The organism is Stenotrophomonas maltophilia group sp. msm1 (assembly GCF_032025805.1).
Taxonomy (GTDB): domain Bacteria; phylum Pseudomonadota; class Gammaproteobacteria; order Xanthomonadales; family Xanthomonadaceae; genus Stenotrophomonas; species Stenotrophomonas hibiscicola.
Genome location: NZ_JAVSKH010000002.1, coordinates 666,873 through 692,323 on the forward strand (window position 1 = coordinate 666,873; position 25,451 = coordinate 692,323).

Annotated in this window: 27 protein-coding genes; 15 read left to right on the forward strand and 12 right to left on the reverse strand. The window is 66.7% G+C overall.

Going from position 1 to position 25,451, the window contains the following annotated elements:
* Positions 1-80: 80 nt before the first annotated feature.
* The 3 genes from ROV95_RS10720 to ROV95_RS10730 all read right to left on the reverse strand — a co-directional run bounded on the left by ROV95_RS10720 (position 81) and on the right by ROV95_RS10730 (position 3,754).
* Positions 81-1,952: an ABC transporter ATP-binding protein gene (locus tag ROV95_RS10720; RefSeq protein ID WP_312544321.1), complete on the reverse strand. Its 1,872-nt coding sequence runs from the start codon at positions 1,950-1,952 to the stop codon at positions 81-83.
* Between the two features lie 419 nt (positions 1,953-2,371).
* Positions 2,372-2,821, reverse strand: coding sequence for a carboxymuconolactone decarboxylase family protein (locus ROV95_RS10725; protein ID WP_019660434.1), 450 nt, complete (start codon positions 2,819-2,821; stop codon positions 2,372-2,374).
* A gap of 36 nt (positions 2,822-2,857) precedes the next feature.
* Positions 2,858-3,754, reverse strand: a complete 897-nt coding sequence (locus tag ROV95_RS10730) for an RNA polymerase sigma-70 factor (RefSeq protein ID WP_312544324.1) — start codon at positions 3,752-3,754, stop codon at positions 2,858-2,860.
* Between the two features lie 148 nt (positions 3,755-3,902).
* Here ROV95_RS10730 and ROV95_RS10735 point away from each other — a divergent pair, with 148 nt between their 5' ends.
* The 4 genes from ROV95_RS10735 (at position 3,903) to ROV95_RS10750 (ending at position 7,035) form a co-directional block, all read left to right on the forward strand.
* On the forward strand, positions 3,903-5,420 hold the full coding sequence (locus ROV95_RS10735; protein ID WP_019660432.1) for a fumarate hydratase: 1,518 nt from the start codon (positions 3,903-3,905) through the stop codon (positions 5,418-5,420).
* A 117-nt stretch (positions 5,421-5,537) separates the two neighbouring features.
* Positions 5,538-5,933: a hypothetical protein gene (locus ROV95_RS10740; protein WP_021203025.1), complete on the forward strand. Its 396-nt coding sequence runs from the start codon at positions 5,538-5,540 to the stop codon at positions 5,931-5,933.
* Between the two features lie 74 nt (positions 5,934-6,007).
* On the forward strand, positions 6,008-6,343 hold the full coding sequence (locus ROV95_RS10745; RefSeq protein ID WP_019660430.1) for a hypothetical protein: 336 nt from the start codon (positions 6,008-6,010) through the stop codon (positions 6,341-6,343).
* 56 nt (positions 6,344-6,399) lie between these two features.
* Positions 6,400-7,035: a glutathione S-transferase family protein gene (locus ROV95_RS10750; RefSeq protein ID WP_019660429.1), complete on the forward strand. Its 636-nt coding sequence runs from the start codon at positions 6,400-6,402 to the stop codon at positions 7,033-7,035.
* Positions 7,036-7,135: 100 nt separating this feature from the next.
* Here the strand turns inward: ROV95_RS10750 and arsC are convergent, their stop codons facing one another.
* The 3 genes from arsC to ROV95_RS10765 all read right to left on the reverse strand — a co-directional run bounded on the left by arsC (position 7,136) and on the right by ROV95_RS10765 (position 9,236).
* Positions 7,136-7,477 carry an arsenate reductase (glutaredoxin) gene (gene arsC / locus ROV95_RS10755; RefSeq protein WP_019660428.1) on the reverse strand — a complete coding sequence of 114 codons (342 nt, stop codon included), beginning with the start codon at positions 7,475-7,477 and terminating at the stop codon, positions 7,136-7,138.
* Positions 7,477-8,631, reverse strand: a complete 1,155-nt coding sequence (locus ROV95_RS10760; RefSeq protein WP_019660427.1) for a phospholipase A — start codon at positions 8,629-8,631, stop codon at positions 7,477-7,479. Before ROV95_RS10760 ends, arsC begins: the two co-directional genes overlap by 1 nt.
* 119 nt (positions 8,632-8,750) lie before the next feature.
* Entirely contained in the window at positions 8,751-9,236 is a 486-nt protein-coding gene (locus ROV95_RS10765) for a DUF456 domain-containing protein (RefSeq protein WP_019660426.1), read from the reverse strand.
* A gap of 236 nt (positions 9,237-9,472) precedes the next feature.
* Here ROV95_RS10765 and ROV95_RS10770 point away from each other — a divergent pair, with 236 nt between their 5' ends.
* The gene (locus ROV95_RS10770; protein ID WP_005410290.1) at positions 9,473-9,682 is read left to right on the forward strand and encodes a cold-shock protein; all 210 of its coding nucleotides are present in this window, start codon (positions 9,473-9,475) and stop codon (positions 9,680-9,682) included.
* A 73-nt stretch (positions 9,683-9,755) separates the two neighbouring features.
* Here ROV95_RS10770 and ROV95_RS10775 read toward each other — a convergent pair whose 3' ends face one another.
* Together ROV95_RS10775 and ROV95_RS10780 are read right to left on the reverse strand one after the other, a co-directional pair.
* Positions 9,756-10,250, reverse strand: a complete 495-nt coding sequence (locus tag ROV95_RS10775; RefSeq protein WP_005410289.1) for a glycine zipper 2TM domain-containing protein — start codon at positions 10,248-10,250, stop codon at positions 9,756-9,758.
* A gap of 136 nt (positions 10,251-10,386) precedes the next feature.
* Positions 10,387-10,821 carry a hypothetical protein gene (locus tag ROV95_RS10780; protein ID WP_312544328.1) on the reverse strand — a complete coding sequence of 145 codons (435 nt, stop codon included), beginning with the start codon at positions 10,819-10,821 and terminating at the stop codon, positions 10,387-10,389.
* 79 nt (positions 10,822-10,900) lie between these two features.
* Between ROV95_RS10780 and ROV95_RS10785 the strand changes: the two genes are divergently transcribed.
* Positions 10,901-11,728, forward strand: coding sequence for a tRNA threonylcarbamoyladenosine dehydratase (locus ROV95_RS10785; RefSeq protein WP_312544330.1), 828 nt, complete (start codon positions 10,901-10,903; stop codon positions 11,726-11,728).
* A gap of 70 nt (positions 11,729-11,798) precedes the next feature.
* On the opposite strand, the gene ROV95_RS10790 is transcribed toward ROV95_RS10785, so the two are convergent.
* Positions 11,799-12,572, reverse strand: coding sequence for a TatD family hydrolase (locus ROV95_RS10790; protein WP_312544331.1), 774 nt, complete (start codon positions 12,570-12,572; stop codon positions 11,799-11,801).
* Positions 12,569-12,787 carry a DUF6116 family protein gene (locus ROV95_RS10795; protein ID WP_019660422.1) on the reverse strand — a complete coding sequence of 73 codons (219 nt, stop codon included), beginning with the start codon at positions 12,785-12,787 and terminating at the stop codon, positions 12,569-12,571. The genes ROV95_RS10790 and ROV95_RS10795 overlap by 4 nt, the downstream gene beginning before the upstream one ends.
* 163 nt (positions 12,788-12,950) lie before the next feature.
* On the opposite strand from ROV95_RS10795, the gene ROV95_RS10800 reads away from it, so the two are divergent.
* The 9 genes from ROV95_RS10800 (at position 12,951) to ROV95_RS10840 (ending at position 22,572) form a co-directional block, all read left to right on the forward strand.
* Positions 12,951-13,793: a glycine zipper 2TM domain-containing protein gene (locus ROV95_RS10800; RefSeq protein WP_026347069.1), complete on the forward strand. Its 843-nt coding sequence runs from the start codon at positions 12,951-12,953 to the stop codon at positions 13,791-13,793.
* A 123-nt stretch (positions 13,794-13,916) separates the two neighbouring features.
* Positions 13,917-14,459 (forward strand): GNAT family N-acetyltransferase, encoded by a 543-nt coding sequence (locus tag ROV95_RS10805; protein ID WP_155029827.1) that lies wholly within the window; start codon positions 13,917-13,919, stop codon positions 14,457-14,459.
* A 176-nt stretch (positions 14,460-14,635) separates the two neighbouring features.
* Entirely contained in the window at positions 14,636-15,292 is a 657-nt protein-coding gene (locus tag ROV95_RS10810) for a glutathione S-transferase family protein (RefSeq protein ID WP_031269994.1), read from the forward strand.
* 62 nt (positions 15,293-15,354) lie between these two features.
* Positions 15,355-17,634 (forward strand): thiamine pyrophosphate-dependent enzyme, encoded by a 2,280-nt coding sequence (locus ROV95_RS10815; protein WP_312544334.1) that lies wholly within the window; start codon positions 15,355-15,357, stop codon positions 17,632-17,634.
* A gap of 3 nt (positions 17,635-17,637) precedes the next feature.
* Positions 17,638-19,581 (forward strand): asparagine synthase (glutamine-hydrolyzing), encoded by a 1,944-nt coding sequence (gene asnB / locus ROV95_RS10820; RefSeq protein WP_312544335.1) that lies wholly within the window; start codon positions 17,638-17,640, stop codon positions 19,579-19,581.
* 66 nt (positions 19,582-19,647) lie between these two features.
* On the forward strand, positions 19,648-20,208 hold the full coding sequence (locus tag ROV95_RS10825) for an NAD(P)H-dependent oxidoreductase (RefSeq protein ID WP_312544337.1): 561 nt from the start codon (positions 19,648-19,650) through the stop codon (positions 20,206-20,208).
* Between the two features lie 212 nt (positions 20,209-20,420).
* Positions 20,421-21,851: a replicative DNA helicase gene (locus tag ROV95_RS10830; RefSeq protein WP_019660415.1), complete on the forward strand. Its 1,431-nt coding sequence runs from the start codon at positions 20,421-20,423 to the stop codon at positions 21,849-21,851.
* Positions 21,852-22,114: 263 nt separating this feature from the next.
* Positions 22,115-22,327: a hypothetical protein gene (locus tag ROV95_RS10835; RefSeq protein WP_019660414.1), complete on the forward strand. Its 213-nt coding sequence runs from the start codon at positions 22,115-22,117 to the stop codon at positions 22,325-22,327.
* The gene (locus tag ROV95_RS10840) at positions 22,324-22,572 is read left to right on the forward strand and encodes a hypothetical protein (protein WP_032955311.1); all 249 of its coding nucleotides are present in this window, start codon (positions 22,324-22,326) and stop codon (positions 22,570-22,572) included. Before ROV95_RS10835 ends, ROV95_RS10840 begins: the two co-directional genes overlap by 4 nt.
* Before the next feature lie 145 nt (positions 22,573-22,717).
* Here ROV95_RS10840 and lpdA read toward each other — a convergent pair whose 3' ends face one another.
* Complete coding sequence (gene lpdA / locus ROV95_RS10845) at positions 22,718-24,154, reverse strand: dihydrolipoyl dehydrogenase (RefSeq protein ID WP_134732295.1); 1,437 nt, start codon at positions 24,152-24,154, stop codon at positions 22,718-22,720.
* 63 nt (positions 24,155-24,217) lie between these two features.
* Positions 24,218-25,417 (reverse strand): dihydrolipoyllysine-residue succinyltransferase, encoded by a 1,200-nt coding sequence (sucB, locus tag ROV95_RS10850; RefSeq protein WP_019660411.1) that lies wholly within the window; start codon positions 25,415-25,417, stop codon positions 24,218-24,220.
* Between the last annotated feature and the right edge of the window lie 34 nt (positions 25,418-25,451).

The window sequence follows — 25,451 nt, forward strand, 5'->3', positions numbered from 1 at the left end:
GGGCGTATCTATCAAAAGTCGTCGGGGGTGATTCTATCTCAAATGAGACGGGTTCTCATTGGGCGAAACGAGAGGCGTTCTCAGCGATAGCCCGCCGCCTGCAGCTCGAACAGTTCGGCATAGCGGCCGCCCTGCGCCATCAGCTGCGCATGCGTGCCGCTGGCCTCGATCCGGCCATCGGCCAGCACCAGGATGCGATCGGCCATGCGTACCGAGGAGAAACGATGCGAAATCAGCACTGCGGTGCGATTATCCGCCAGCTCCCTGAACCGCTGGAACACCTCGAATTCACTGCGCGCATCCAGTGCCGCCGTCGGCTCGTCCAGGATCATCACCTGCGTATTGCGCATCCACGCGCGGGCGATGGCGATCTTCTGCCACTGGCCACCGGACAGGTCCACGCCCTGGCTGAAGCGGCGGCCGATCAACTGGTCGTAACCGCCGGGCAACGCCTCGATCACTTCCTCGGCCATGCCGCGCCGAGCGGCGTCGGCAATGCGGTCGCGGTCGTCCATCGCCTCGACCTGGCCAACGCCGATGTTCTCGCCCGCGCTGAGGTTGTAGCGCACGAAATCCTGGAAGATCACCCCGAGGTTGGCGCGCAGGTCGTCCAGGTCGTAGTCGCGCAGGTCGCGGCCATCGAGCAGGATGCGGCCCTCGTCCGGTTCGTACAGGCGTGCGAGCAGCTTGACCAGCGTGGTCTTGCCCGCTCCGTTCTCGCCGACCAGGGCCAGCACTTCGCCCGCGTGCAGGTGGAAATCCAGATGGCGTACCGCCCATTGCTCGGCGTCGGGATAGCGGAAACCGACGTTCTCGAACACAAAGCCTTGGCGGATCGGCCGCGGCACGCGCATGGCGCCTTCGCGCGAGTGGATTTCCGGCTGGATCTGGAAGAACGAGAACAGGTCATCCAGGTACAGGGCCTGGCTGGCCACCTGCGAGAACCCGATCAGCAGGCCTTCCAGCAGCTGGCGCAGGCGCAGGAAGCTGCCGGCGAGGAAGGTCAGGTCGCCGATCGAGAAATCGCCGCGCACGGTACGCCAGGCGATGTAGGCGTAGGCGGTGTAGTAGCCCAGCGTGCCCAGCGCGGCCAGCAGCGTGCCCCAGAACGCGCGGCGCCGGGCAAGCGCACGGTTGGCCAGGAACAGCGCCACCGACAGGCGCCGGTAGCGCTCCACCAGGAAGCGGTGCAGGTTGTAGATCTTCACCTCCTTGGCCGTCTCCACGCTGGCGCCGAGCTGGCGCAGGTAGTCGAGCTGGCGGCGCTCGGGCGTCCACTGGAAGTTGAGGCTGTAGCCGGCGGCATTGAAGTGCGATTCGCCGATGAAGGCCGGCACCAGTGCCAGTGCCAGCAGCAGGATCAGCCACGGCGCGTAGACCAGCAGGCCGACGGCCAGGCTGGCCACGGTGATCGCGTCCTGGACCTGGCCGAACAGCTGGCTCATCAGGTTCATCCGGCCCATGGTCTGGCGCCGCGCGCGGTCCAGCTTGTCCTGCAGGTCCGGGTCCTCGAAGTCCTCCAGGTCCAGTGTCGCGGCGTGTTCCATCAGCCGGATGCTGGTGGCGTTGGCGAACAGCTCCGAGAGCAGTGCATCGGCATAGCTGACCAGCCGGCCGAGCAGGTCCGAGGCGATGGCCAGGCCGAATTCCAGCGCCAGCAGGCCCAGCAGTGGATTGAGCAGCCCGCTGGACAGCGCCTCGCCCAGTGGCGGGAAGCCGGCACCGTGCTGGCTCAGGTGCAGGGCGCTGTCGATGATCAGCTTGCCCACGTACAGCATCGCCACCGGCAGCAGCGCCCGGATCAGCCGCAGGCCAAGGCTGGCCAGGGTGAGCGCGGGGCTGGTTTTCCAGACCATGCGCAGGAACGGCGGCAGGTTGCGCATCGCCCTGAAGCGCTGGCGCAGGCTGGGTCTGTTCGCGGCGGCGGCGCCAGCGGTGGGGGTAGCAGGCATGCGCATATTGTGCGGCCTGATACGTGCAGAGGGGGTCAGTGCAGCCGTGTGGCCGGCACCGGGGTCCGATCCCTCTGCCACGCAACGGGCTCTGACCCCATCAGCCCGGATCGGGTCAGAGCCCATCGCGAAGCGAAGGGATCCGACCCCCCCGCATCCACGCATGGCGTGGACCTACCGTGTCGACCAAGGTCGACACCTACCAACAGCAGTAGAAGTCTGTCGAGGGCGGGGTGGGTCAGGTCGTAGGGGCGTGAGCCGCATGGATGCGGCGACCGAGCTTACATGGACGTACTTGCAGCGTCCCCTGCGACCTGACCCACCCTGCCAACCCGCAGAAGAGCCAGCTTCTGCCGTTGCTCCAGCTGTTGCTCTGGTCTCTGCGGGTGCCGGGCGGCAGCCCGGCCAACAGGCCCCTTTTACGGCAGCGGCGGCAGCAACCCCGCACCCAGCCGGTTCCACGCATTGATCACCGCAATGCCCATGCTCAGGTCACTGATGCCCTTCTCATCGAAGTGCGGTGCCAGTGCATCGAACGCCGCCTGCGACGGCGCACCGTCGGTCAGCCGGGTCAGCGCCTCGGCCCAGCCCAGCGCCGCACGTTCACGGGCATCAAAGAAGCGGCTTTCGTGCCAGGCGGGCAGCGTATCGAGCTTGCGCGGCTCGATGCCGCCCTTGCGCAGCGCAGTGCCGTGCATGTCCATGCAGTAGCCGCAGCCGTTGAGCTGCGACACGCGCAGGAACACCAGTTCCATCAGGGTCGGATCGACCGAGCTGTCATGCACCGCCTGGCTGGTGGCCAGCAGGCCCTTGAAGGCCTCGGCGGCCAGGCGGGTGTAGGGGACGCGGGGAGAGGCATGGTTCGACATCGTGGGCTCCACGGCGGCCACAGTGGCCGCCTTTCACTACCAGGACGCCCTACCGTCGCCGCGCGTGACAACGTCCGGCAGCTTCTCCGGATTCAACACGCTGTACACGTTGGCGATGCGGCCATCGACCACTTCGATGGTGGTGATCGAGTGCAGGCGGTCGCCCTGGAAGCGCAGAATCGCCGGCTCGCCATTGACGCAGCCCAGGTGGGCCGGATGCACCGCGCCACGGCGGGCGATGGCCCAGAACAGGCGGCCGATGCGCTCGGCACCCAGCAGTGGGCGGATCGCTGCGGTAACCACGCCGCCACCGTCGGAGACCAGTTGCGCGTTGGCGTGCAGCAGGGCTTGGATCGCCTCGCTGTCGCCGCGCTGCGAGGCGTCCATGAAGCGCGCCAGCAGCTGCCGGTGCTGGCTGGCATCGGCGTTGAAGCGCGGCCGCCGGGCCTGCAGGCGTTGCCGGGCACGGTGCACCATCTGCCGGCAGTTGGCCTCGCTGTGACCGATCAGCTCGGCGATCTCGCGATAGTCGTGGTCGAAGGCCTCTTTCAGCAGGAAGGCGGCGCGTTCTTCGGGGCCGAGTTGTTCGAGCAAGGTCAGGAAGGCCACCGAGACATCGTCGGCCAGCGCATGCAGCTGGGCCGGGCCGGGCGCCGGGTCAGGCTCCAGCGTGACGGCCAGCGGCTCGGCCAGCCACGGCCCGACGTAGTGCGCGCGCTCGCGCTTGGCCGCACGCAGGCGGTCCAGGCCGAGCCGCGTGGTGGTGGTGACCAGCCAGGCCTCGGGGTCGCGGACGCCGGCCGGATCGGCGCCGGACCAGCGCAGCCAGGCATCCTGGACCACGTCTTCGGCGTCGGCGCGGCTGCCGAGCAGGCGATAGGCCAGGGCCATCAGGCGCGGGCGGTGGGTCTGGAAAGCGATTTCGGCGTTCATGTGGGCAAGGACGCGCCAACGGGGCGGGGCGTGACAGGGCTTCTGGATCTGATCTTGCCGGCCAGCGCCCAGCACGACCACCCCGGGGCCGGGGGAGGGGGTAAAATGGGCGGATTACCCCCGCCAGCCTCGAGCAAGCGAGCAAGCCGTGACATCGATCAAGCAGGAAGACCTCATCCAGTCCATCGCCGACGCGCTGCAGTACATCTCGTACTACCACCCGGTCGACTACATCAAGAACCTCGCCGCTGCCTACGAGCGCGAGGAGTCGCCGGCCGCGAAGGAAGCGATGGCCCAGATCCTGATCAATTCGCGCATGTGCGCCGAGGGCCACCGCCCGATCTGCCAGGACACCGGCATCGTCACCGTGTTCCTGGAAATCGGCATGGACGTGCGCTGGGACGACGCCACCATGGGCGTGGAAGAGATGGCCAATGAGGGCGTTCGCCGCGCCTACATGCACCCGGACAACAAGCTGCGCGCCTCTGTGCTGGCTGATCCGGCCGGCAAGCGCATCAATACCAAGGACAACACTCCGGGCGTGGTCAACGTCAAGGTGGTGCCGGGCAACACCGTCGACGTGATCGTCGCCGCCAAGGGCGGTGGTTCGGAAGCGAAGACCAAGTTCGCCATGCTCAACCCGTCCGATTCCATCGTCGACTGGGTGCTGAAGACCGTGCCGACCATGGGCGCCGGCTGGTGCCCGCCGGGCATGCTCGGCATCGGCATCGGTGGCACCGCCGAGAAGGCGATGCTGCTGGCCAAGGAAGCGCTGATGGAGCCGATCGACATCACCGAACTGCAGGCCCGGGGCGCGTCCAACCGCATTGAAGAGCTGCGCCTGGAGCTGTACGAGAAGGTCAACGCGCTTGGCATTGGTGCGCAGGGCCTGGGGGGCCTGACCACCGTGCTCGACATCAAGATCAAGGATTACCCGACCCACGCGGCCAACCTGCCGGTGGCGATGATCCCGAACTGCGCGGCCACCCGCCATGCGCACTTCACCCTGGATGGCAGCGGCCCGGTGATGCTGGACCCGCCGTCGCTGGAAGACTGGCCGAAGCTGACCTATGACGCGTCCAAGGGCACCCGCGTGGACCTGGACACGATCACCCCGGAAGACGTGGCCAGCTGGAAGCCGGGCCAGACCCTGCTGCTCAACGGCAAGCTGCTGACCGGCCGCGACGCCGCGCACAAGCGCATGGTCGACATGCTCAACAAGGGCGAGGAACTGCCGGTGGATCTGAAGGGCCGCTTCATCTACTACGTCGGCCCGGTAGATCCTGTGCGCGACGAAGTGGTGGGCCCGGCCGGCCCGACCACGGCGACCCGCATGGACAAGTTCACCGAGCAGGTGCTGGCGCAGACCGGCCTGCTGGGCATGGTCGGCAAGGCCGAGCGCGGCCCGGCCGCCATCGAAGCGATCAAGAAGCACAAGTCGGCCTACCTGATGGCCGTTGGTGGTTCGGCCTACCTGGTGTCCAAGGCGATCAAGGCGGCCAAGGTGGTCGGTTTCGCCGACCTGGGCATGGAAGCGATCTACGAGTTCACCGTGCAGGACATGCCCGTGACCGTGGCCGTCGATTCCACCGGCGAATCGGTGCACAAGACCGGCCCGCGCGAATGGCAGGCCCGTATTGGCAAGATTCCGGTGGTGGTGGAGTAATCCTTCCACCCAGTGTTCAGACAACGGCGCCCGTGTGGCGCCGTTGTTGTGTGCAGCCTGCCTGCGCGTGGCCTGCTCTGCTAACGTACTGGCTGGCGTTCTGGAAGGGAGTCCATCGTGCTGCAGTGGCCGCGTGTTTTCGTGTTGCTGGTCGCTGCGCTGGCGTGCAGCGCCTGCGGGCCACGTTACTTCGTCGAGCCTCCCACCCACGAAGCGGGGAAGATCTGCGCGTCGGTCTGCGAGAACCGGAAGGCAACGTGCGACTTCCACAACCGCGCCCTTGCCGAGTCGGATCAGCGCAGCTGCGAAAGCGAGAAGAGCCGGGTCATCAGCCGTTGCAGTGATATCGCCGATGACAAGCAGCGGCACAACTGCGAAGGGGGCAACGGTGCCGGCAACTACTGCGGTCCCCCGGTGCTTCCTTCATGCGGCGCTCCGTACGCCCAATGCCTGCTCTCCTGCGGCGGCACCGTGAATGACGTTCGCACCGACACCGGTGTTCCCGTGTACTGATCGGGGCGCGCGTCGGGCCTGCACGAGTAACCGTAGTCTGCTAGGGTCGGCACATCCCTGCACTGGATGTGCCCATGCGCCTGCATCGATCCGTCGCGACCGTGTTCCTGCTGGTCCTGGCCGGCTGCAGCACAACGTCCTCCTATGAAGGTGCGGATTTCTCCGCCTCCTCGCAGTGCCGCGTGCAATGCCAGGCCGATTATCGGAGCTGCATGGCGCGGGGGAGTATCGGCAGCAACGACTTCAGCTGCGAACAACAGATGGTGCCGGCGCCGGACAAACGCTGCAAGGACGTTGCCAATCCCGAACTGCGCCGTTCCTGTGAACTGAAGACACACGACTGCGCGATACGCACGCCGATCATGTCCTGTAGCGAAGGCCGCGATACCTGCATGAGCCGCTGCGGCTGAGCAACGATTGCCCGTGCAGGGCATAATCGGCCGATTCATCCACCCGGGACTTGCGCATGAGCACCACGCTGTATGGTTCGACAAGCACCGCCGCCCTGGTGGTGCACTGGCTGCTGATCGAACTCGGCATCGAGCACGAACTGGTGCTGCTGGATTTCGACGCACGCGAGCACAAGTCGGCTGAGTACCTGGCACTGAACCCTGCTGGCGTGGTGCCGACGCTGCTGATCGATGGCCTGGTACTGACCGAAGCGGCGGCCATTGCACTGTACCTGGCTGATCGCCATCCGGACGCCAACCTGCTGCCCGCGCTGGGCACACCGCAGCGCGCCGATGCCTACCGTTGGATGTTCTGGTGTGCCAATACGCTGCAGCCGGCCTATCGAGCATGGTTCTATCCACACGAAATGGCGGGCGAGGCGAATATCGAGGCCAGCCGCGGGATGGCACGGCAGCGCCTGGAAGCGGCCTGGCAGCATGTGGCCGCGCACCTGCATGCACATGGCCCCTACCTGCTGGGCGCCACGCCCTGCGTGGCCGACTACATGCTGGTGATGCTGATGCGCTGGTCGCGCAACATGCCGAGGCCCAGCGACACCTGGCCGGCGCTGAAGGCGCATGCCACGTCGATGAAGGCGCGCCCGGCGTTCGCCGAGGTGTATCGCCGCGAGGGCATCACCGACTGGCAGTAGCCCGTTCTGCAGCGCCGAGCCACGCTCGGCTGCATTCACGGGTGGCACGCGAGCAGCAGCCGGGCAGCAGCCGGCCAGGGCTCGGCTCTGGCAGTGCGGGTTACAGGATCTCCAGCACCGTTTCCGGCGGGCGGCACAGCCGCGTGCCCTTGGGCGTACGCACCACGGGGCGGTTGATCAGGCGCGGGTGTTCGGCCATCGCGGCCAGCAGCGTGGCCTCGTCCGCATCCTCCAGGCCAAGTTCGGTGAACTGCGCCTCCTTGTTGCGCACCAGCGCCCGCGCGTCCAGTCCGGATTCGGCCAGCACCTGGCGCAGCGTGGCCGCATCGGGTGGGTTGCCCAGGTATTCGATCACCTCCGGATCGAAGCCTGCATCGCGGATCAGCTTCAGTGCGCCGCGCGAGTTGCTGCAGGCCGGGTTGTGCCAGATCGTCACGTCCATCAGAACCACTCCAGCAGGGACACACCCACGCCCACGTAGGTGGCCTTGTGGTTGTAATCGATCAGGCTTTCGCCGTAGCCGTCGAAGACCTGCACATGGCCGCGCAGCAGGTTGCTGATCGGGAAGCCGTAATCCAGCTGCAGGGCGCCGTGCGAGCGGCTGCCGGTGCGCAGCGAATGGCGTGCCATCAACGAGACTTCGTGGCCGTTGCGGTTCCAGGTCAGGGTCGCGTCACCGCGGCCCATGTAATCCTCGATGTCCGGGTTGTTGTCATCGCTGCGGGTTTCCGGGATGCGGTACCAGGGGCGCAGCACCAGCGCCCAGTTCTCGCGGTCCAGGCCGATGTTGAGCATGACCCGGTTCCAGCTGCGCGACAGTGGGTCGGCCCGGCCATTGGACTGGTGGTTCAGCGCGATGCCGGTCATCCGCCCGCGCCAGCCACCGATCGAGTAGCCGTTGCGGAAGACCATCATCACTTCCGGTTCGTAATTGGTTTCGCGGAAGGGGCGCGAATCCTCGCTGTTGTAGGCCTGCCAGCGCGAGCTCTGGGTGTAGCCGGCCCAGATGTCGCCGTTGTCGCCGAACAGGTTCTCGGCGATCTTGGTCTTGAAACTGATCTGGAACTTCAGCTCGGCACTGTCCAGCACCTGCGGCGTGGTGACCGTGTTGGCCGGATTCGGCGAATGCGGTGTGGTGTTGCGGTCGCTGGTCCAGAACGCAGGCAGCAGGTACACCGGCTTGTAGGCGCGCAGCTGGAACGGGCCGAGCTTGGAGTCCTCGGCCAGTTCCCAGCGGCTGTCCAGCAGTGAGCCCCGGCCAGCGTTTGCCAGCGCGCTGTCGGGCTCTGCTGGGCGGAGCAGATCACTGACCCGCTCGCGCAGTTTCTCTTCGCCCTGGCTTACGCGTGCAGTCTGTCGTTCTTCGCGACGGGCCTGTGCTGCTGCCTCGGCGGCAGCGTCGGCCTCGGCGGTGGACTGCGCGGAGCGCCCGAACTGCCGGTCATAACAGGCCAGGCGGGCAGCGTCTGTGGTAATCGCCGCACATGCGGCCGGCGAGGCTTCGGCGCTGGGCGCGAACTCCTGCGCAGCGAGCGGAGCACTGGCCAAGGCCAGCGCCAGCGGTGCGAGGCGGGGAAGCAGCGGGGGGAGGGTCATTCCAGCAGGCCCTTCGGTGAATACGGGAGTCGCACAGTGTGGCGGCTGTACCGGGTCGCGGCCAGCCCCCACGGTTTATGCACGCCCACCGCGTGCGTGCGGCGTGAAGGCGGTGCCGATTACAGGAACCACGCGAAGGCGAACAGGCCAAGCATCGCGATCACTACGGCCAGTTTCAGCGCCAGGCCGAGCAGGATGCCGAGCCAAGTGGCCAGTCCCACCCTGGTCGAGCGGCCCAGCTCGCGGGTGTGCCAGTACTCGCCGAGCAGGGCGCCGAGCAGTGGGCCCGCAAACAGGCCGATGGGCATGAAGAACAGCCCCACGATGCTGCCGGCGAAGGTGCCCCACAGCGCCTTGCGGCTGGCACCCACCCGCTGTGCACCCACTACGGTCGCCAGCACGTCCGCCAGCAGCGAGAGGACGGTCAGTACGCCCAGCGCAACCAGGGTCGGCCAGCCGACGTGGACGAAGCCGTCCGCCCAGGCCGCCAGCAGCAGTCCGATGAACACCAGCGGGATGCCGGGCAGGGCCGGGAGGATGATGCCCGCGATGCCGGCGAGGACAAAAATGACCGCTAGCAGATACAAGATGAATGAGAGTCCCATGCTGTCCCGTATGGTGGCCGTTTTGGGGTTGACAGTGAAAGATTTTGCCAGTTGCTTTTTCGTTTTGGGCGGGTTAAGTTGCAGTCGCTGAGCTTGGCAAGGTCACCGTGGATCGTGGCCTGATGAAGCAAGATCTTCTCGATCCGCTGCATCGATGCACCTCGCTTCCCCCTTGCTTGTCAGCCGCCCACCAGGCGTTTCCAACAACAAGAGAGAGTCACCAGGGAGTTAGTGAGATGTCTGATCGCGAGACCGGTACCGTCAAGTGGTTCAACGATGCGAAGGGCTTCGGCTTCATCAGCCGTGAAAACGGCGAAGACGTGTTCGTGCACTTCCGCGCCATCCAGACCCAGGGCTTCAAGAGCCTGAAGGAAGGCCAGAAGGTCACCTTCACCGTCGTGCAGGGCCAGAAAGGCCTGCAGGCCGACGCCGTGCAGCCGACCTGATCGCGCTGCAAGCCGTCGCATGAAAAAGGCCCGCGCAAGCGGGCCTTTTTCTTTGCGATCGGCCCGGTGCAGATCAGCGCAGGATGACCTTGCCGTTGACTACGCGCACGTAGGTGTTTTCGCGGATGCCGCCGAGGTCGCGCTGGTTGACCACGATGGTGCGGCCATCGTCCATGCGCACGCTGATGTCGTAGGTATCGCTGGTGACGTTCTTCTGGATCTGGTTGCCCGCCAGCGCGCCGCCGACCGCGCCCGCAGCGGCGGCGATGTTCTTGTTGCCACGGCTGCCGCCGGTGTGGTCGGAGATCTCGTGGCCAGCCACCGCGCCGACGATGCCGCCGAGGATCGCGCCGGTCGCGCTGGGCGCAGTGCGGCCCGAGGGCACGGTGTTGATGCGGGTGACGATGCCGCAGTCGGCACAACGGCCCTGGTTGTAGCCGCCGTTGTTGCCGTAGCCGCCGTTGTTGTAGCCGTTGTTGTAGCCGCCACCGCCATAGCCGGGGGAGGTGGCACAGCCAGCCAGGGCGAGGGTAGCGATGGCGCTGGCGGCGATGAGCTGGATCTTCATGGGGCGTCTCCTGGCCGTGAAGGCGGGTGCGTTGGGTGGTACTGCGTCGTGCAGCAGGGTGGACGAATCGTCCCCTTTTGAACGTGAACAAGGCGCCAACCGCGCAGCCCTTGCCCGGCTGCAGGATGAATGCGGCTCAGCGGAAGTCCTGGTGGCAGGCGCGGCAATCGGCCTGCACCGTTTCCACCACCTGCGCCAGGGCCGTGCAGTCGCTGGGCGGCGCGGCCAAGGCGGCATTGAGGCTGCCGCGCAGCTGGCTGGCATGCTGCTGGAACTGCGCGCTGTCCTTCAGCCAGGGGAAGCCAAGATCCAGGTCGTTGGACAGCAAGCGCATTGCCTGCAACCGCGGCACGCTGTCGGCCAGGCTGCAGCGGTTCTGCTGCTGGGCCTGCAGCAGCAGCTGCGACTGCCGTTGCATCACCTGCATCAGGCTGTCGGGGAACGGGTCGCGGCGGGACTGCAGGGCACGGCCGACCATCACCGTGGCGACCAGCCCGATCTGCAGGCCCAGGCCGAGCACGAACAGGTAACGGTAGGCAGGGGACGGGCGGCGGGGCGGGCTGGCGTTCATGGCAGGCTCTTCGGCGTGCAACGGTGGGTTCGATGCCGGCGCGCAGCAGGTGCCGGCAGGTGCACGTTAAAATAGCGGCATGAACGAACTGGTCAAACAACGCTTCGCCGGCATCGAACGGCTGTATGGCGTGGGCGCACTCGAGCGCCTGCAGGGCAGCCGCGTGGCGGTGGTGGGCATGGGCGGCGTCGGCTCGTGGGTGGTGGAGGCATTGGCCCGCTCTGCGGTCGGCCACCTGACCCTGATCGATGCCGATGACATCTGCGTGTCCAACACCAACCGGCAGCTGCCGGCGATGGAAGGCAACTACGGCCGCAACAAGGCCGAGGCGATGGCCGAGCGTTGCCGCGCGATCAACCCGGACATCGAGGTCGATGCCGTGCAGGCATTCCTGACCGTGTCGAACATGGCCGAGTTGCTGGACCGTGGCTTCGACTTGGTGATCGATGCCTGCGACAGCTTCCGGGTCAAGGTCGAGACGATCGCCTGGTGCCGTCGCCGCAAGCTGCCGCTGCTGACCGTGGGGGCTGCCGGTGGTCGCACCGATCCGACCCTGGTTCGCATCCGCGATGTCTCGCGCACCGAGCACGATGCCATGCTGGCACTGATCCGCAAGAAGCTGCGCAGCGAGTTCAACTTCCCTAGGAATGCCAAGCGCTACTTTGGCGTGCCGGCGGTGTATTCGCTGGAGAACGTGAAGTACCCGCAGGCCGATGGCAGTGTGTGCGGCATCCGGCCGAACCTGGGCGCCGATGCGGCATTGAAGCTCGATTGTGGTGCAGGCCTGGGGGCGGCGACCCACATCACCGGTGCGTTCGCCTTCGCCGCAGTGGGCAAGGCGCTGGAAATGCTGCTGGAGCCGAAGAAGGTGAAGGCTGAAGTGGTCGAGGATGACGCCGAGGCGTGATGGTAGTGCCGGCCGCTGGCCGGCAACTCCGGAATGATCGAATCAGCGCTGGTGCCGGCCGGCAGTACCGTTATAGCGCCGGCAGCGCGAACAGCCGCCGTGCGTTTTCCGTGGTGATCCGGGCCACTGCCTCCAGCTCCATCCCGCGCAGTGCGGCCACGTGACGGGCGATGGTTGCCAGGCGCGCTGGTTCATTGCGCTGGCCACGGATGCCCGCGTCGGGCTGGTCGGGTGCGTCGGTCTCCAGCAGCAGCTGTTCCAGTGGCATGTCGCGCACCAGCCGCTGCAGGCGCTGGGCACGCTCATAGGTCAGCGGACCACCGAGACCGAGCAGGAAGCCCTGCCGGTGCAGCTGCGCAGCCTGTTCGGGGCTGCCGGAAAAGCTGTGCACCACGCCGCGCAGGCCGCCGATACGGCGGACCGCGGCGATCACCGCGTCCACCGCGCGTCGCGCGTGCACGATTACCGGCAGCTCGAACTCGCGGGCCAGTTGCAGCTGACCGATGAAATGCGCCTGTTGCGCCTCCTCATCCAGCCCCTCGACGAAGAAATCCAGCCCGCATTCGCCGATCGCACACGGGCGTTCGCGCTCGATCCATTCGCGCAGCAGCGGCAGATGGTCGGGCCGGTGCTCGGCCAGGAACATCGGGTGCAGCCCGTAGGCCGGATGCAGCCCCGGCGCCTGCTGGCAGACCACGCGCAGCTTCGGCCAGCTGGCCGCGGTCACCGCCGGCACCACCTGCAGGCGCACGCCAGCGGCCTGCGCGCGCGCGATCACGGCGCTGCGGTCACTGTCGAACTCGCCGGCATCGAGGTGGCAGTGGCTGTCGACCAGCGGGCTCAACGCTGTTCCAGCGACGGCGCAACCGTGGCAGCGTGGCGGCTTTTCCAGTTGGCCAGCAGCAGGGTGCCGAAGCCGAGCACCAGCTCATCGACGAACGGGATCGGGTCCGGGATGAACAGCGTCAGCACGAACAGGCCCGCTGTAAGCTTGAACAGGGTGGGGTAGCGCAGCCGGCGGGCCCATTGCAGTACCGGCAGCAGCATCGGGTTGGCCATGGCGGAAATCCTCGTGGGGAATATGCAAACGCTACCACGGGCCCAGCGTTTCCCGATGCTGAATGGGTTACAGGAATGAGCAGGAAATGTGGAGATTCCGTTCAGGCAGCGCATGCTGCAATCTGGTTCGAGAACGTTGCGGATGGTCCGCAAGGAGCAGGTCATGAAAAGCACAACTACAACTGTCCTGGTCGCAGCGGGCGCGCTGCTGGTCGGTGGCATCGCCACCGCCGCCTTCATGAAGAGTGGCGACAAATCGCCCGATTCCATCAGCGCCACCACCCCCAATGGCGAGTCGCGCCTGGTCGACGGCAGTGCCACCGACGATGGCGCACGTGGTGACAGGCTCGACCCGTCTGCGCCGCGTGGGCTGGAATACGCCGACGTGCTGAAGGTCGACCCGATCACCGAGAAGCAGAAGGCCTACGCCACTGTGATCGGCACCGATCCGGTGCGCGAGACTTCCACCACCCAGACCCCGCACGAGGTGTGCCAGGACGTGACCGTGCAGGAACGCCTGCCGGAGCGTGATGGCAACGTCGGTGGCACCGTGGTCGGCGCCGTGGTCGGCGGCCTGCTCGGCAACCAGGTTGGCGGCGGCAACGGCAAGAAGGCCGCGACCGCCGCAGGCGCGGTGGCCGGTGGCTTCATCGGCAACCAGATCGACAAGCGCCACGTGGGTGGCCGCGTGGTCAACCGCACCGAGCGCCAGTGCCACACCGAGACCGCCACCTCCGAGTCGAGCCGTGTTACCGGCTACAACGTGACCTACCGCAACGAAGACGGCACCACCGGTACCATGCGCATGGCCAGCAAGCCGGGCAACCGCATCGCCATGGGCACCAATGACGTGGTGAAGGGCTACAACGTGACCTACCGCTACGACGGCGCCGAGAAGACCGTGCGCATGGACAACAAGCCGGCCAGCGATCGCCTGCCGGTGGTCGATGGCCAGCTGGTCACGCAGACCGCTGCTGCCGGCGCCACTGCGGCCACGCGCCAGTAATCCAGAATACGTGCTGTACCCGACGGGCCGGCGCATGCCGGCCCGTTTCGTTGTGAGCGCGGGCATTCATCCGTGTGGAGGCCGAATCCACCATCATGGTGGCCCCTTCGACATGGAGTCGGCATGAGCATCTTCGACCTGCGCCTGGAAACCGAGCGCCTGATCCTGCGCCCGCTGCGGCGCGAGGACTACGAACCCTATCTGGCGTTCTGCGCCGACGAGGAAACGATGCGCACCCTCGGTGGCGTGCAGCCGCCTTCGGTAGCCTGGCGCGGCTTCTGCAGCCTGGCTGGCGCCTGGCAGCTGTTCGGCTTCTCGATGTTCAGCGTGATCGAAAAATCCAGCGGGGACTGGATCGGGCGGATGGGCCCCTGGCAACCGCAGGACTGGCCGGGTACAGAGGTCGGCTGGGGCATCCGCCGCGCCAGCTGGGGCCGGGGCTATGCGCCGGAAGCGGCGGTCGCGGCGATCGACTGGGCCTTCGACACGCTGGGTTGGCACGAGGTGATCCATACCATCGCCGAGAACAACGACAACTCGCGGGCGGTCGCGCGCAAGCTCGGCAGCAGGTTGCTGCGCATGGGCGAATTGCCGCCGCCTTACAACGACAAGCGGATGCAGATCTGGGGCCAGTCGCGCGAGCAGTGGCGGCAACGCGCGCGCTGAGCGTTGCCTGGTAGTGCCGGCCGCTGGCCGGCAACCATGTTGCGGCAGCATTCGTGCAATCGCCGGCCCGCGGCCAGCGTTACCTGGTTGCCATGCTGCATCCGCGCTTGGCATTCCCTGGCGCACTTGCCAGACTGCACGCAGCCGGCCGCCGGCCGGATCCGATGGAGCAGGCAATGGTGGAAGAGCGCGTCCCGCTGACGGTGCATGGCATGTCGGTCTCGGGCAATTGCCACAAGGTCCGGCTGCTGCTTGAGCAGCTCGGGAGCCGTTACCGCTGGGTGGAAGTGGACAGTGCCCATGGCCAGACCCACACGCCCGAATTCCTTGCGCTCAACCCGAATGCCAAGGTGCCGCTGATCGTCCGCGACGACGGCCGCGTGCTGACCGAATCCAACGCGATCCTGTTCTGGCTGGCAGAAGGCACGCCCTACCTGCCCAGCGATGGCTGGGAGCGTGCGCAGGCGTTGAGCTGGATGTTCTTCGAGCAGTACACGCACGAGCCGTGCGTGGCGGTAGCGCGCTTCATCCGGGGCTGGACGGCGCCCGACTCGCCACGCCGCGCCGAGCTGCCACGGTTGCACGAGCGCGCCGCCACCGCGCTGGCGGTGATGGAGCAGCACCTTCGCCAGGCGCAGTGGTTCACCGGCAGCAGCTACGGCATCGCCGATATCGCCCTGTTTGCCTACACCGACGTGGCAGGCGAGGGCGGCATCAGCCTGGAGCCATTCCCCGAGGTGCGCGCCTGGCTGCAGCGCGTGCGTGCGCAGCCGCGCTTCCTGCCGATGCCGGCGGTGACCGCCGAGGTGCGCTCGCGTTTCGAGGCGGCTTGATGCCCACAGGGTAGCGCCCGGTATTGCCGGGCGGAACGCAACAACGACACGGAGGGTGTTCGATGTTCGCTGTGGTTCCGGATCCGATTCCCGCACGCATGCGGGGGCTCAACCGCGCCGAGGTGTGCGACGTCAATTTCCTTGAGACGGTGCGCGGGTGGCGCGGGACGCCGCGCCCGCGACCCGCGGCAGATGCTCCGATCCTGCCCGGCAGTACGCTCACCGCTGCCGCCTTCGATGAACTGTTCGACTCGCAGCTGGCCAGCCGCCAGCTGGACCTGATGGCGCGCGTGCTGCGCGTGCAGAACAAGGTCTTCTACACCATCGGGTCGTCCGGCCATGAAGGCAACGCGCTGCTGGCGCGGGCCTGCCGGCACACCGATCCTGCCTTCCTGCACTATCGTTCCGGCGCCTTCATGGCCGAGCGTTCGCGCCAGGTGGCGGGCATCGACCCGTTGCGCGATGCTGCGCTTTCCTTCGCTGCCTGCGCCGATGATCCGGCCAGTGGTGGCCGCCACAAAGTGTGGGGCAGCAAGCCGCTGTGGGTGCTGCCGCAGACTTCGACCATCGCCTCGCACCTGCCGAAAGCGCTGGGCACCGCGCTGGCCATCGAGAGTGGCAAGCGGCTGGCGCAGGCGCTGCCGGTTCCCGCCGACAGTATCGTGCTCTGCTCGTTCGGCGACGCCTCGGCCAATCACGCTACCGCGCAGACGGCGTTCAACACCGCGATGTGGGCGGCCTACCAGAAACTGCCGGCGCCAATCCTGTTCGTCTGCGAGGACAACGGCCTGGGCATCTCGGTGAAGACCCCCGATGGCTGGATCGCCGAGCGCTTCAGCCACCAGCCGGGGCTGGACTATTTCTTCGCCGATGGGCTGGACCTGGCCACCGGGCACGCCCAGGTGCAGGCCGCGGTGGAACACTGCCGGCGAACGCGGCGACCGACTTTCCTGCATCTGCGCACCACGCGCCTGATGGGCCACGCCGGCACCGACTTCGAAGTGGAATGGCGGGCGTTGCCGGAGCTGTGCGCGGCCGAGGCGCAGGATCCGCTGCTGCGCTCGGCGCAGATCGCACTGGAGTCGGGCTGGATGGATGCGGCCGCGATCGAGACGGCCTACGAGACGATGCGTGCGCGCTGCATGGCCGCTGCCACCGAGGCTGAAGGCGGGGCGAAGCTGGGGTCGCTGCGGGAGGTGATGGCGCCGCTCGCACCGTACACGCCGGCAGCGGTGCAGGCCGAAGCGCAGCGCGAGGTCGCTGCCGAAGCGCGCGAGGCACTCTATGGTGGTATCGAGGCATTGCCCGAACGACAGGCGCCGCGGCATCTGGCGATCCAGATCAACCACGGCCTGCAGGAATTGCTGGCGAAGTATCCGCAGAGCCTGCTGTTCGGCGAGGACGTGGCCCAGAAGGGCGGTGTGTACACTGTCACAAAGGATCTGCTGCGCCGCTTCGGGCCACGCCGGGTGTTCAACACCCTGCTGGACGAAACCATGATCCTGGGCATGGCGCAGGGCCTGGCCAACATGGGCATGCTGCCGATTCCGGAAATCCAGTACCTGGCCTACCTGCACAATGCCATCGACCAGCTGCGTGGCGAGGCCTGTTCGCTGCAGTTCTTCTCCAACGACCAGTACCGCAACCCGATGCTGCTGCGGGTGGCCGGGCTGGGCTACCAGAAGGGCTTCGGCGGCCACTTCCACAACGACAACTCGATCACCGCCCTGCGCGACATCCCCGGGCTGGTGGTCGGCTGCCCGTCGCGCGGCGACGATGCGGTGATGATGCTGCGCACGCTGGCGGCGCTGGCGCGGGTGGATGGGCGCGTGGCGGTGTTCCTGGAGCCGATCGCGCTGTACATGAGCAAGGACCTGCATGAGCCGGGCGATGGCCAGTGGCTGTTCGACTATCCGGCCCAGGGCCGGGCACTGGTGCCGGGCGAAGGCCGTGTTTACGGGCCGGAGGCGGGCGATCTGGTGGTCTACACGTATGGCAACGGCGTGCCGATGGCATTGCGCGCAGCGCGAGCCATCGGGCAGCAGCTGGGCTGGCAGGTGCGGGTGGTCGACCTGCGCTGGCTGGTGCCGCTGGATGCCGGCTTCATCGCCGCCCAGGCCGCCAGCGCACGGCGGGTGCTGGTGCTGGACGAGGGCCGGCACAGTGGCGGGGTGGGCGAGGGCGTGGTGACCGCACTGGTCGAGGCCGGTTTCGGCCATCTGCCACTGCGCCGGGTCTGCGGTGCCGATACCTACACCCCGTTGGCGGGGGCAGCAATGTTCGGGCTTCCAAGCGACAATGCGGTGATTGGCGCCGCCCTTGAACTGGCGCAGGAACCTTGATGCATGTGTGGATTGGCGGGAATGTTGTTGCCGGCGCCTGTGGCGTCGGCCGAGCTACTGCAGGCGCAGGTGCTGGCCATGGGCGAAGCGCTGCACCATCGCGGGCCGGATGATGGCGGCAACTGGGTCGATGCCGGTGCAGGCATCGCGCTGGCACACCGTCGCCTGAGCATTCTCGACCTGTCGCCGCTGGGCCACCAGCCGATGGCTTCGGCCGACGGCCGCTATGTGATGGCGTACAACGGTGAGGTCTACAACTTCGTTGCCCTGCGTGCAGAACTGGAGCCATTGGGGCATGTCTTCCGTGGTCACTCCGACACCGAGGTGCTGCTGGCAGCGATCCTGCAATGGGGCATGGAAGACACCCTGCAGCGCTGCAACGGCATGTTCGCCATCGCGCTGTGGGACCGCCAGCAGCAATGCCTGTGGCTGGCCCGCGACCGCGTTGGCAAGAAGCCGTTGTACTACGGCTGGGCCGGGGACACCCTGGTGTTCGGCTCCGAACTGAAGGCGCTGTGGCAGCACCCGGCCTTCGACAACGACATCGACCGTGACGCACTGACCCTGCTGCTGCGGCTGGACTACATTCCAGCCCCGCACAGCATCCACCAGCGCTGCTACAAGCTGATGCCGGGCCGCGTGCTGCGCCTGGATGCCGAAGCCGTGGCGGCGGGCACTTCGGCGCATCGCCCGGAACAGGCGCAGCGCCCCTACTGGGATGCACGTGCACGCATGCAGGCGGCGCTGGCTGCGCCGTTCCAGGGCCGCATCGAGGAGGCCGAGGAGCAGCTGGACGGGCTGCTGCGCGACGCAGTGGCGCTGCGCATGGTGGCCGACGTGCCGGTGGGCGTGTTCCTGTCCGGGGGTACCGATTCGTCGCTGGTGGCGGCGCTGATGCAGGCGCAGAGCGGGCAGCCGGTGCACAGTTTCAGCATCGGATTTACCGATTCGAGCCACGACGAGGCGCCGCTGGCCAAGGAACTGGCCGCGCACCTGGGCTGTGACCACACCGAACTCTACGTGAGTGGCGCCGATGCACTGGCGGTGGTGCCGCAGTTGCCGGCGATGTTTGACGAACCCTTCGCCGATGCCTCGCAGGTACCGACCGCGCTGGTCGCCCGGCTGGCGCGGCAGGGCGTGACCGTGGCGCTTTCCGGCGATGGTGGCGATGAACTGTTCTTCGGCTACACCCGCTATGTGCGCGCGCTGCGCAACTGGCAGATGCTGGGGCGCGTGCCTGGGCCGCTGCGGCGCTGGATGGGCGCGCGCTCCCAGCAGCAGGGCGAGGCCTCGCGTACCGGCGGCTTGGCCGCGCTGTTGGCCGAGTCCGGCGCGCGTGGCATCGGTGACGTGTACCGCAACCGCATCTCGCGCTGGCGCGACCCGACAGCGGCAGTGCCGGGCGCGCAGGCTGCCGGCAGCTTCTATGATCTGGCCGATCCGTTGCACGGCGCCGGCACACCGGCCGACGCGATGATGCTGGCCGATTACCTGACCTACCTGCCGGATGATCTGCTGTGCAAGGTCGACCGGACCTCGATGGCGGTCAGCCTGGAAGCGCGCGCACCGTTGCTGGATTCACGCGTGGCCGAGTTCGCCTGGTCGCTGCCGCTGGGCTTCAAGCGCAGTGAGACCACCAGCAAGGTGCTGCTCAAGCGCGTGCTGGGCCGTTATGTGCCGCAGTCGATGGTGCACCGTCCCAAGCGCGGTTTCGGCGCACCGGTCAGTGACTGGCTGAAGGGCGACCTGCGGCCGTGGGCCGAAGAGCTGTTGCAGCCGGCACGGCTGGAGCGGGAGGGCGTGCTGTCGGCGGCCGCCATACAGCCGCTGTGGCAGCAGTTCCTCGGCGGCCAGCGCAAGTGGCATACCCATCTGTGGAACGTGCTGATGTTCCAGGCCTGGCAGGCGCATTGGCGGCAGGTGCGTGCGGGCGTGACGGGCGGCTGATCTTCACCGGCCTGCAAGGGCCCGGCGACTAGGCTGGTGCTCCCGCACCGTGAGGAGTATGTCCCGATGTCCGTCCCCACCATCGCCGTGTTCGTTGGCAGCCTGCGCAAGGATTCCTGCAACCGCAAGCTGGCCCATGCGCTGGAGAAGCTCGCCGGTGATCGCGCGCGCTTCCAGTATGTGCAGATCGGCGATCTGCCGTTGTACGACCAGGATTTCGACGCCGATTATCCGCCGCAGGGCACCCGGCTGAAGGACCAGGTGCGCGCCGCCGACGCGGTGCTGTTCGTGACACCCGAGTACAACCGGTCGGTGCCCGGCGTGCTCAAGAACGCCATCGATATCGGATCGCGCCCGTATGGTGACAGTGCGTTTGCCGGCAAGCCGGCGGCGGTGATCGGCGCCTCCATCGGCCAGATCGGCACCGCCGTGGCCCAGCAGCATCTGCGCAACAGCCTGGCCTTCCTGGACATGCACGTGCTCGGCCAGCCAGAGGCATTCATTCATTTCAAGGACGGCCTGATCGATGCCGACGCCACGGTCCACAACGAGGGCACGCAGAAATTCCTGCAGGGCTATATGGACCGGTTCCTGGCGCTGATCGCGGTGCACGTCAAGGGCGATTGACGCCAGCGGTCGACACCCCCATCTGCGATAATGCGTGCTCGGGCGCCGCAACGGCGCCCGTCGCAGGCAGTGCGACGCTCCCACGCCAGTCTGGCCAGGTACCGGCGGATATCCCCCGTTTTCCCACGGTTTATCCACAGGCTTGTCCATCGCCGCCGGGGGCGGCACATGCCTACACTCGTCTCGCCCACTTTTGCAGGAAACATCGCAGCATGTCCGCTCGCCCCGGCTTCCGTTCCAACCGCAGAGAGCGCGGTGATGGCTTCGATCGCGAACGCGACGAGTCGCGCATCGACCAGCTGCGGGTACCGCCGCATTCGGTGGAAGCCGAGCAGGCGGTGCTGGGTGGCCTGATGCTGGCCCCGGAGGCCTACGACCGGGTCAATGACCAGCTGACCGAAAGCGACTTCTACCGCCGCGACCACCAGATGATCTATCGCGCAATCCGTGAGCTGTCCGAGCGCGAGCGGCCGTTCGATGCGGTGACCTTGGGCGAGTGGTTCGAATCGCAGGGCAAGATGGAACTGGTGGGTGATGGCGCCTACCTGGTCGAGCTGGCCAGTACCACGCCGTCAGCCGCCAACATCGTGGCCTATGCCGAGATCGTGCGTGACAAGGCGGTGCTGCGGCAGCTGATCCAGGTCGGCACGGATATCGTCAACGACGGCTTCCAGCCCGAAGGGCGTGACAGCAGCGAGCTGCTGGCCTCGGCAGAAAAGAGCGTGTTCGCCATCGCCGAACAGGGCGCACGCGGCCGTACCGATTTCGTGGCGATGCCCGGTGCACTGAAGGATGCCTTCGAAGAGCTGCGCAGTCGTTTCGAGAACGGCGGCAACATTACCGGCCTGCCGACCGGTTATACCGATTTCGACGCAATGACCTCCGGCCTGCAGCCGACCGACCTGATCATCCTTGCCGCGCGCCCGGCCATGGGCAAGACCACCTTCGCACTGAACATCGCCGAGTACGCAGCGATCAAATCGAAGAAAGGCGTGGCCGTGTTCTCGATGGAAATGTCGGCCGCGCAGTTGGCGATGCGCCTGATTTCCTCCAATGGCCGCATCAACGCGCAGCGCCTGCGTACCGGCCAGCTGGAAGACGAGGACTGGAGCCGTGTCACCAGCGCGATCAAGATGCTGAAGGAAACCAAGATCTTCATCGACGACACGCCCGGCGTGTCGCCTGAAGTGCTGCGTTCCAAGTGCCGCCGCCTCAAGCGCGAGCATGACCTGGGCCTGGTGGTGATCGACTATCTGCAGCTGATGAGCGTGCCGGGCAACAGCGAGAACCGCGCGACTGAAATCTCGGAAATCTCGCGTTCGCTGAAGGGCCTGGCCAAGGAACTGAACGTTCCAGTGATCGCGTTGTCGCAGCTCAACCGCTCGCTGGAAACGCGTACCGACAAGCGCCCGGTGATGGCCGACCTTCGCGAATCGGGCGCAATCGAGCAGGACGCGGACATGATCGTCTTCATCTACCGCGACGATTACTACAACAAGGAAAATTCGCCAGACAAGGGCTTGGCCGAGATCATCATCGGCAAGCACCGTGGTGGCCCGACCGGTTCGTGCAAGCTGAAGTTCTTTGGCGAATACACCCGCTTCGACAACCTGGCCCACGATTCGGTCGGCTCGTTCGAGTAACGGTCGTGCCGGCCGTTGGCCGGCAACCGCCATCGGGCGCTGTAGAGCCCAAGGCAGCGGCAGGAGCCGCTGTCAGCGCCCCCGTGCAGCGCGGGTTCCATGAGGTCGCCACGAAGCGCAGCCGGGCACGGGCTCGGCATTGCACCGGCGCTGGGTCGGTTTCATCGCCCCCAGCCCGGTTTCGTCGCAAACCGTTTGCGCGCGGCAAGGGCAGGGCGCCAACGTGTCGGCAGGCGGCAAGGTGCCGCCACAAGGAGACCGTGATGAAGACCCTGTTCGCGCTCGGTGTGTGGTGCCTGCTGTTCGTGCTGTGCTGGCCGCTGGCGGTCCTCGCCCTGATCGCGTGGCCGTTTGTCTGGTTGCTGAGCCTGCCGTTCCGCTTGGTCGGCATCACGTTCTCGGCGCTGTTTGCGTTCCTGCGCGCGCTGTTCATGCTGCCCGCGCGCCTGCTCGGCGGCGGCCCGGTGGCGGCATGAGGGCAGTGGTGCTGGTCGCGCTGGCATTGCTTGCGGGGCCGGCACCGGCCACACCGGTGTCACCGTCGTCCGCATGGCTGGAACGACAGCAGGCCGCCGCTGCCGATGAGGCGGATGCTGCAGCGGCCAGGGCGGTCAAGCCCAGGGAGCGCTGCCGGGTGGTGAAGGAGTGGAAGGCGGGTGGAACCGTGGTCCGGCACCGCATCTGTGACGATCCGCCGAAGAAGCCGGCCGGAAAGGTGTAGCGCCGAGCCCAATGCTCGGCGGCCTGTGCAGGGCAGCCGAGCGTGGACTCGGCACTACAGGGAAATGAGCAACAAAAAACCCCGCCGAAGCGGGGTTCCTTGCATCCGGCCATGCCGGCCAGCGGCCGGCACAACCCGCGAACGATCAGTTCGCCTTGTGGATGGCGCGCTTGCTGACCGCCATCGCCGCGTCGTGGACCACTTCCGACAGCGACGGGTGGGCGTGGCAGATGCGGGCCAGGTCATCGGCCGAGCCGCTGAACTCCATGGTCAGCACGCCTTCGTGCACCAGTTCGGAGACGTTGGCGCCAACCAGGTGCATGCCGAGGATGCGATCGGTTTCGGCATGGGCCAGGATCTTCACGAAGCCCGCCGGCTCGATCATCGCCACGGCACGGCCGTTGGCGGCGAACGGGAAGCTGCCGGCCTTGTACGGAATGCCCTCGGCCTTCAGCTGGGCTTCGGTCTTGCCGACCCAGGCCAGTTCCGGCTCGGTGTAGATGACCCACGGGATGGTGTCGAAGTTGACGTGGCCCGGCAGGCCGGCGATCAGCTCAGCCACCGCGATGCCTTCCTCGAAGCCCTTGTGCGCCAGCATCGGGCCGCGCACGCAGTCGCCGACCGCCCACACGCCGTCGACGCCGGTGTGGCAGTGCGCATCGACTTCAATCTGGCCGCGCTCGTTGACCTTGACGCCGGTGCCTTCGGCCAGCAGGCCCTTGGTGGCGGCGCGACGGCCCACGGCCACCAGCAGCTTGTCCACGGTCAGGGTCTTTTCGCCTTCGGCGTCGGTGTAGGTGACGATGACTTCCTTCTTCTTGCCCTTGCCGGTGATCTCGGTCTTGGAAACCTTGGCATTGAGCTTGATGTCCAGGCCCTGCTTCTTGAACTCCTTGGCAGCGGTCTTGGCCACTTCGGCGTCAGCAGCGGCCAGGAACTCCGGCATGGCTTCCAGGATGGTCACTTCAGCGCCCAGGCGCTTCCACACGCTGCCCAGTTCCAGGCCGATCACGCCGGCGCCGATCACCGCCAGGCGGTTCGGCACTTCGGTGAAGTCCAGGCCGCCGACGTTGTCGACGATGGTCTCGCCGTCGAACTTGGCGAACGGCAGCTCGATCGAATCCGAACCGGCCGCGATGATGACGTTGGTGCCCTTCAGCTCGACTTCCGAACCGTCGTGCTGCTTCACCTTGACCACGTTGCCTGGCTGCAGCTGGCCGAAGCCGTAATAGGCGGCGACCTTGTTGGCCTTGAACAGCATGCCGATGCCGCCGGTGAACTGCTTGACGATCTTGTCCTTGCGGCCAATCATCGCCTCGACGTCGATCTTGGCATCCTTGAAGCTGATGCCGTGGTCGCCAAAGATGTGGCCCATGTTCCAGAACTGGCGCGAGGAGTCCAGCAGCGCCTTGGACGGGATGCAGCCCACGCGCAGGCAGGTGCCGCCGAGGGCCGGCTTGCCGTCCTTGCCCAGCGCAGCGTCGATGCAGGCGGTCTTCAGGCCCAGCTGGGCCGCGCGGATGGCAGCGTGGTAACCGGCCGGGCCGGCACCGATGACGACGACGTCGAATTGTTCAGCCATTGAATTATTCCTTGATGCATTACCAGAACCCCTCCGCGCAGGCGCGGAGGGGCGGGAGGTTTCTTACAGGCCGAACAGCATGCGGCCCGGGTTTTCCAGCTGGTTCTTGATGTCCACCAGGAACTGCACCGAGTCCTTGCCGTCGATGATGCGGTGGTCGTAGGACAGCGCCAGGTACATCATCGGCGCGATCACGACCTGGCCGTTCTGGGCGATCGGACGCTCCTTGATGGCGTGCATGCCCAGGATGGCGCTCTGCGGCGGGTTGATGATCGGGGTCGACAGCAGCGAACCGAAGGTGCCGCCGTTGGTCACGGTGAAGGTGCCGCCCTGCAGTTCCTCCAGGCCCAGCTTGCCGTCACGTGCCTTCTTGGCGTAGTCGGCGATGGTCTTCTCGATGTCGGCGAACGACATGCGCTCGACGTTGCGCAGGACCGGCGTGACCAGGCCCTTTTCGGTCGAGACGGCGATCGAGATGTCCGAGTAGCCGTGGTAGATGATGTCGTCGCCGTCGATCGAGGCGTTGACGAGCGGGAAACGCTGCAGCGCGTTGGCGGCGGCCTTCACGAAGAAGCTCATGAAGCCCAGCTTGATGCCGTGGGCCTTGACGAACTCGTCCTGCAGTTCCTTGCGCGCGGCCGAAACCTTGGACAGGTCGACTTCGTTGAAGGTGGTCAGCATGGCGGTGGAGTTCTTCGACTCCATCAGGCGCTCGGCAATGCGCTTGCGGATGCGGGTCATCGGCACGCGCTCTTCCGGACGAGCGCCACCGGCCTTGCCGGCGCCGCCGTTGCGGGCGAAGTTGACGATGTCTTCCTTGGTCACCGCGCCACGACGGCCGGTGCCGTCGACGTCGGCCGGGTTCACGCCTTCGGTGATGGCGGTGAAGCGGGCGCCCGGCGGCAGCGCGTCGGCGGCCGACTTGGCAGCCGGGGCCGGCGCAGCGGCAGCGGCCGGAGCAGCGGCGGCCGGTGCGGCTTCAGCCTTCTTCTCTTCAGCGGCCGGGGCCGGAGCCGCAGCTACGGCGCCTTCTTCGATGATCGCCACGACCTGGCTGGAGGTCACGGTATCGCCTTCCTTGAACTTGATTTCCTTGAGCACGCCGTCAACCGGCGACGGCACTTCCAGGACGACCTTGTCGGTTTCCAGGTCAAGCAGGTTTTCGTCGCGCTTGACGGCGTCGCCCACCTTCTTGTGCCAGGTGGCGATGGTGCCGTCGGCGACGGATTCGGGCAGTACCGGGGCTTTGACTTCGGTGGCCATTGCGGGAGCTTCCTGGTTTGTCTTCTAAATAGGG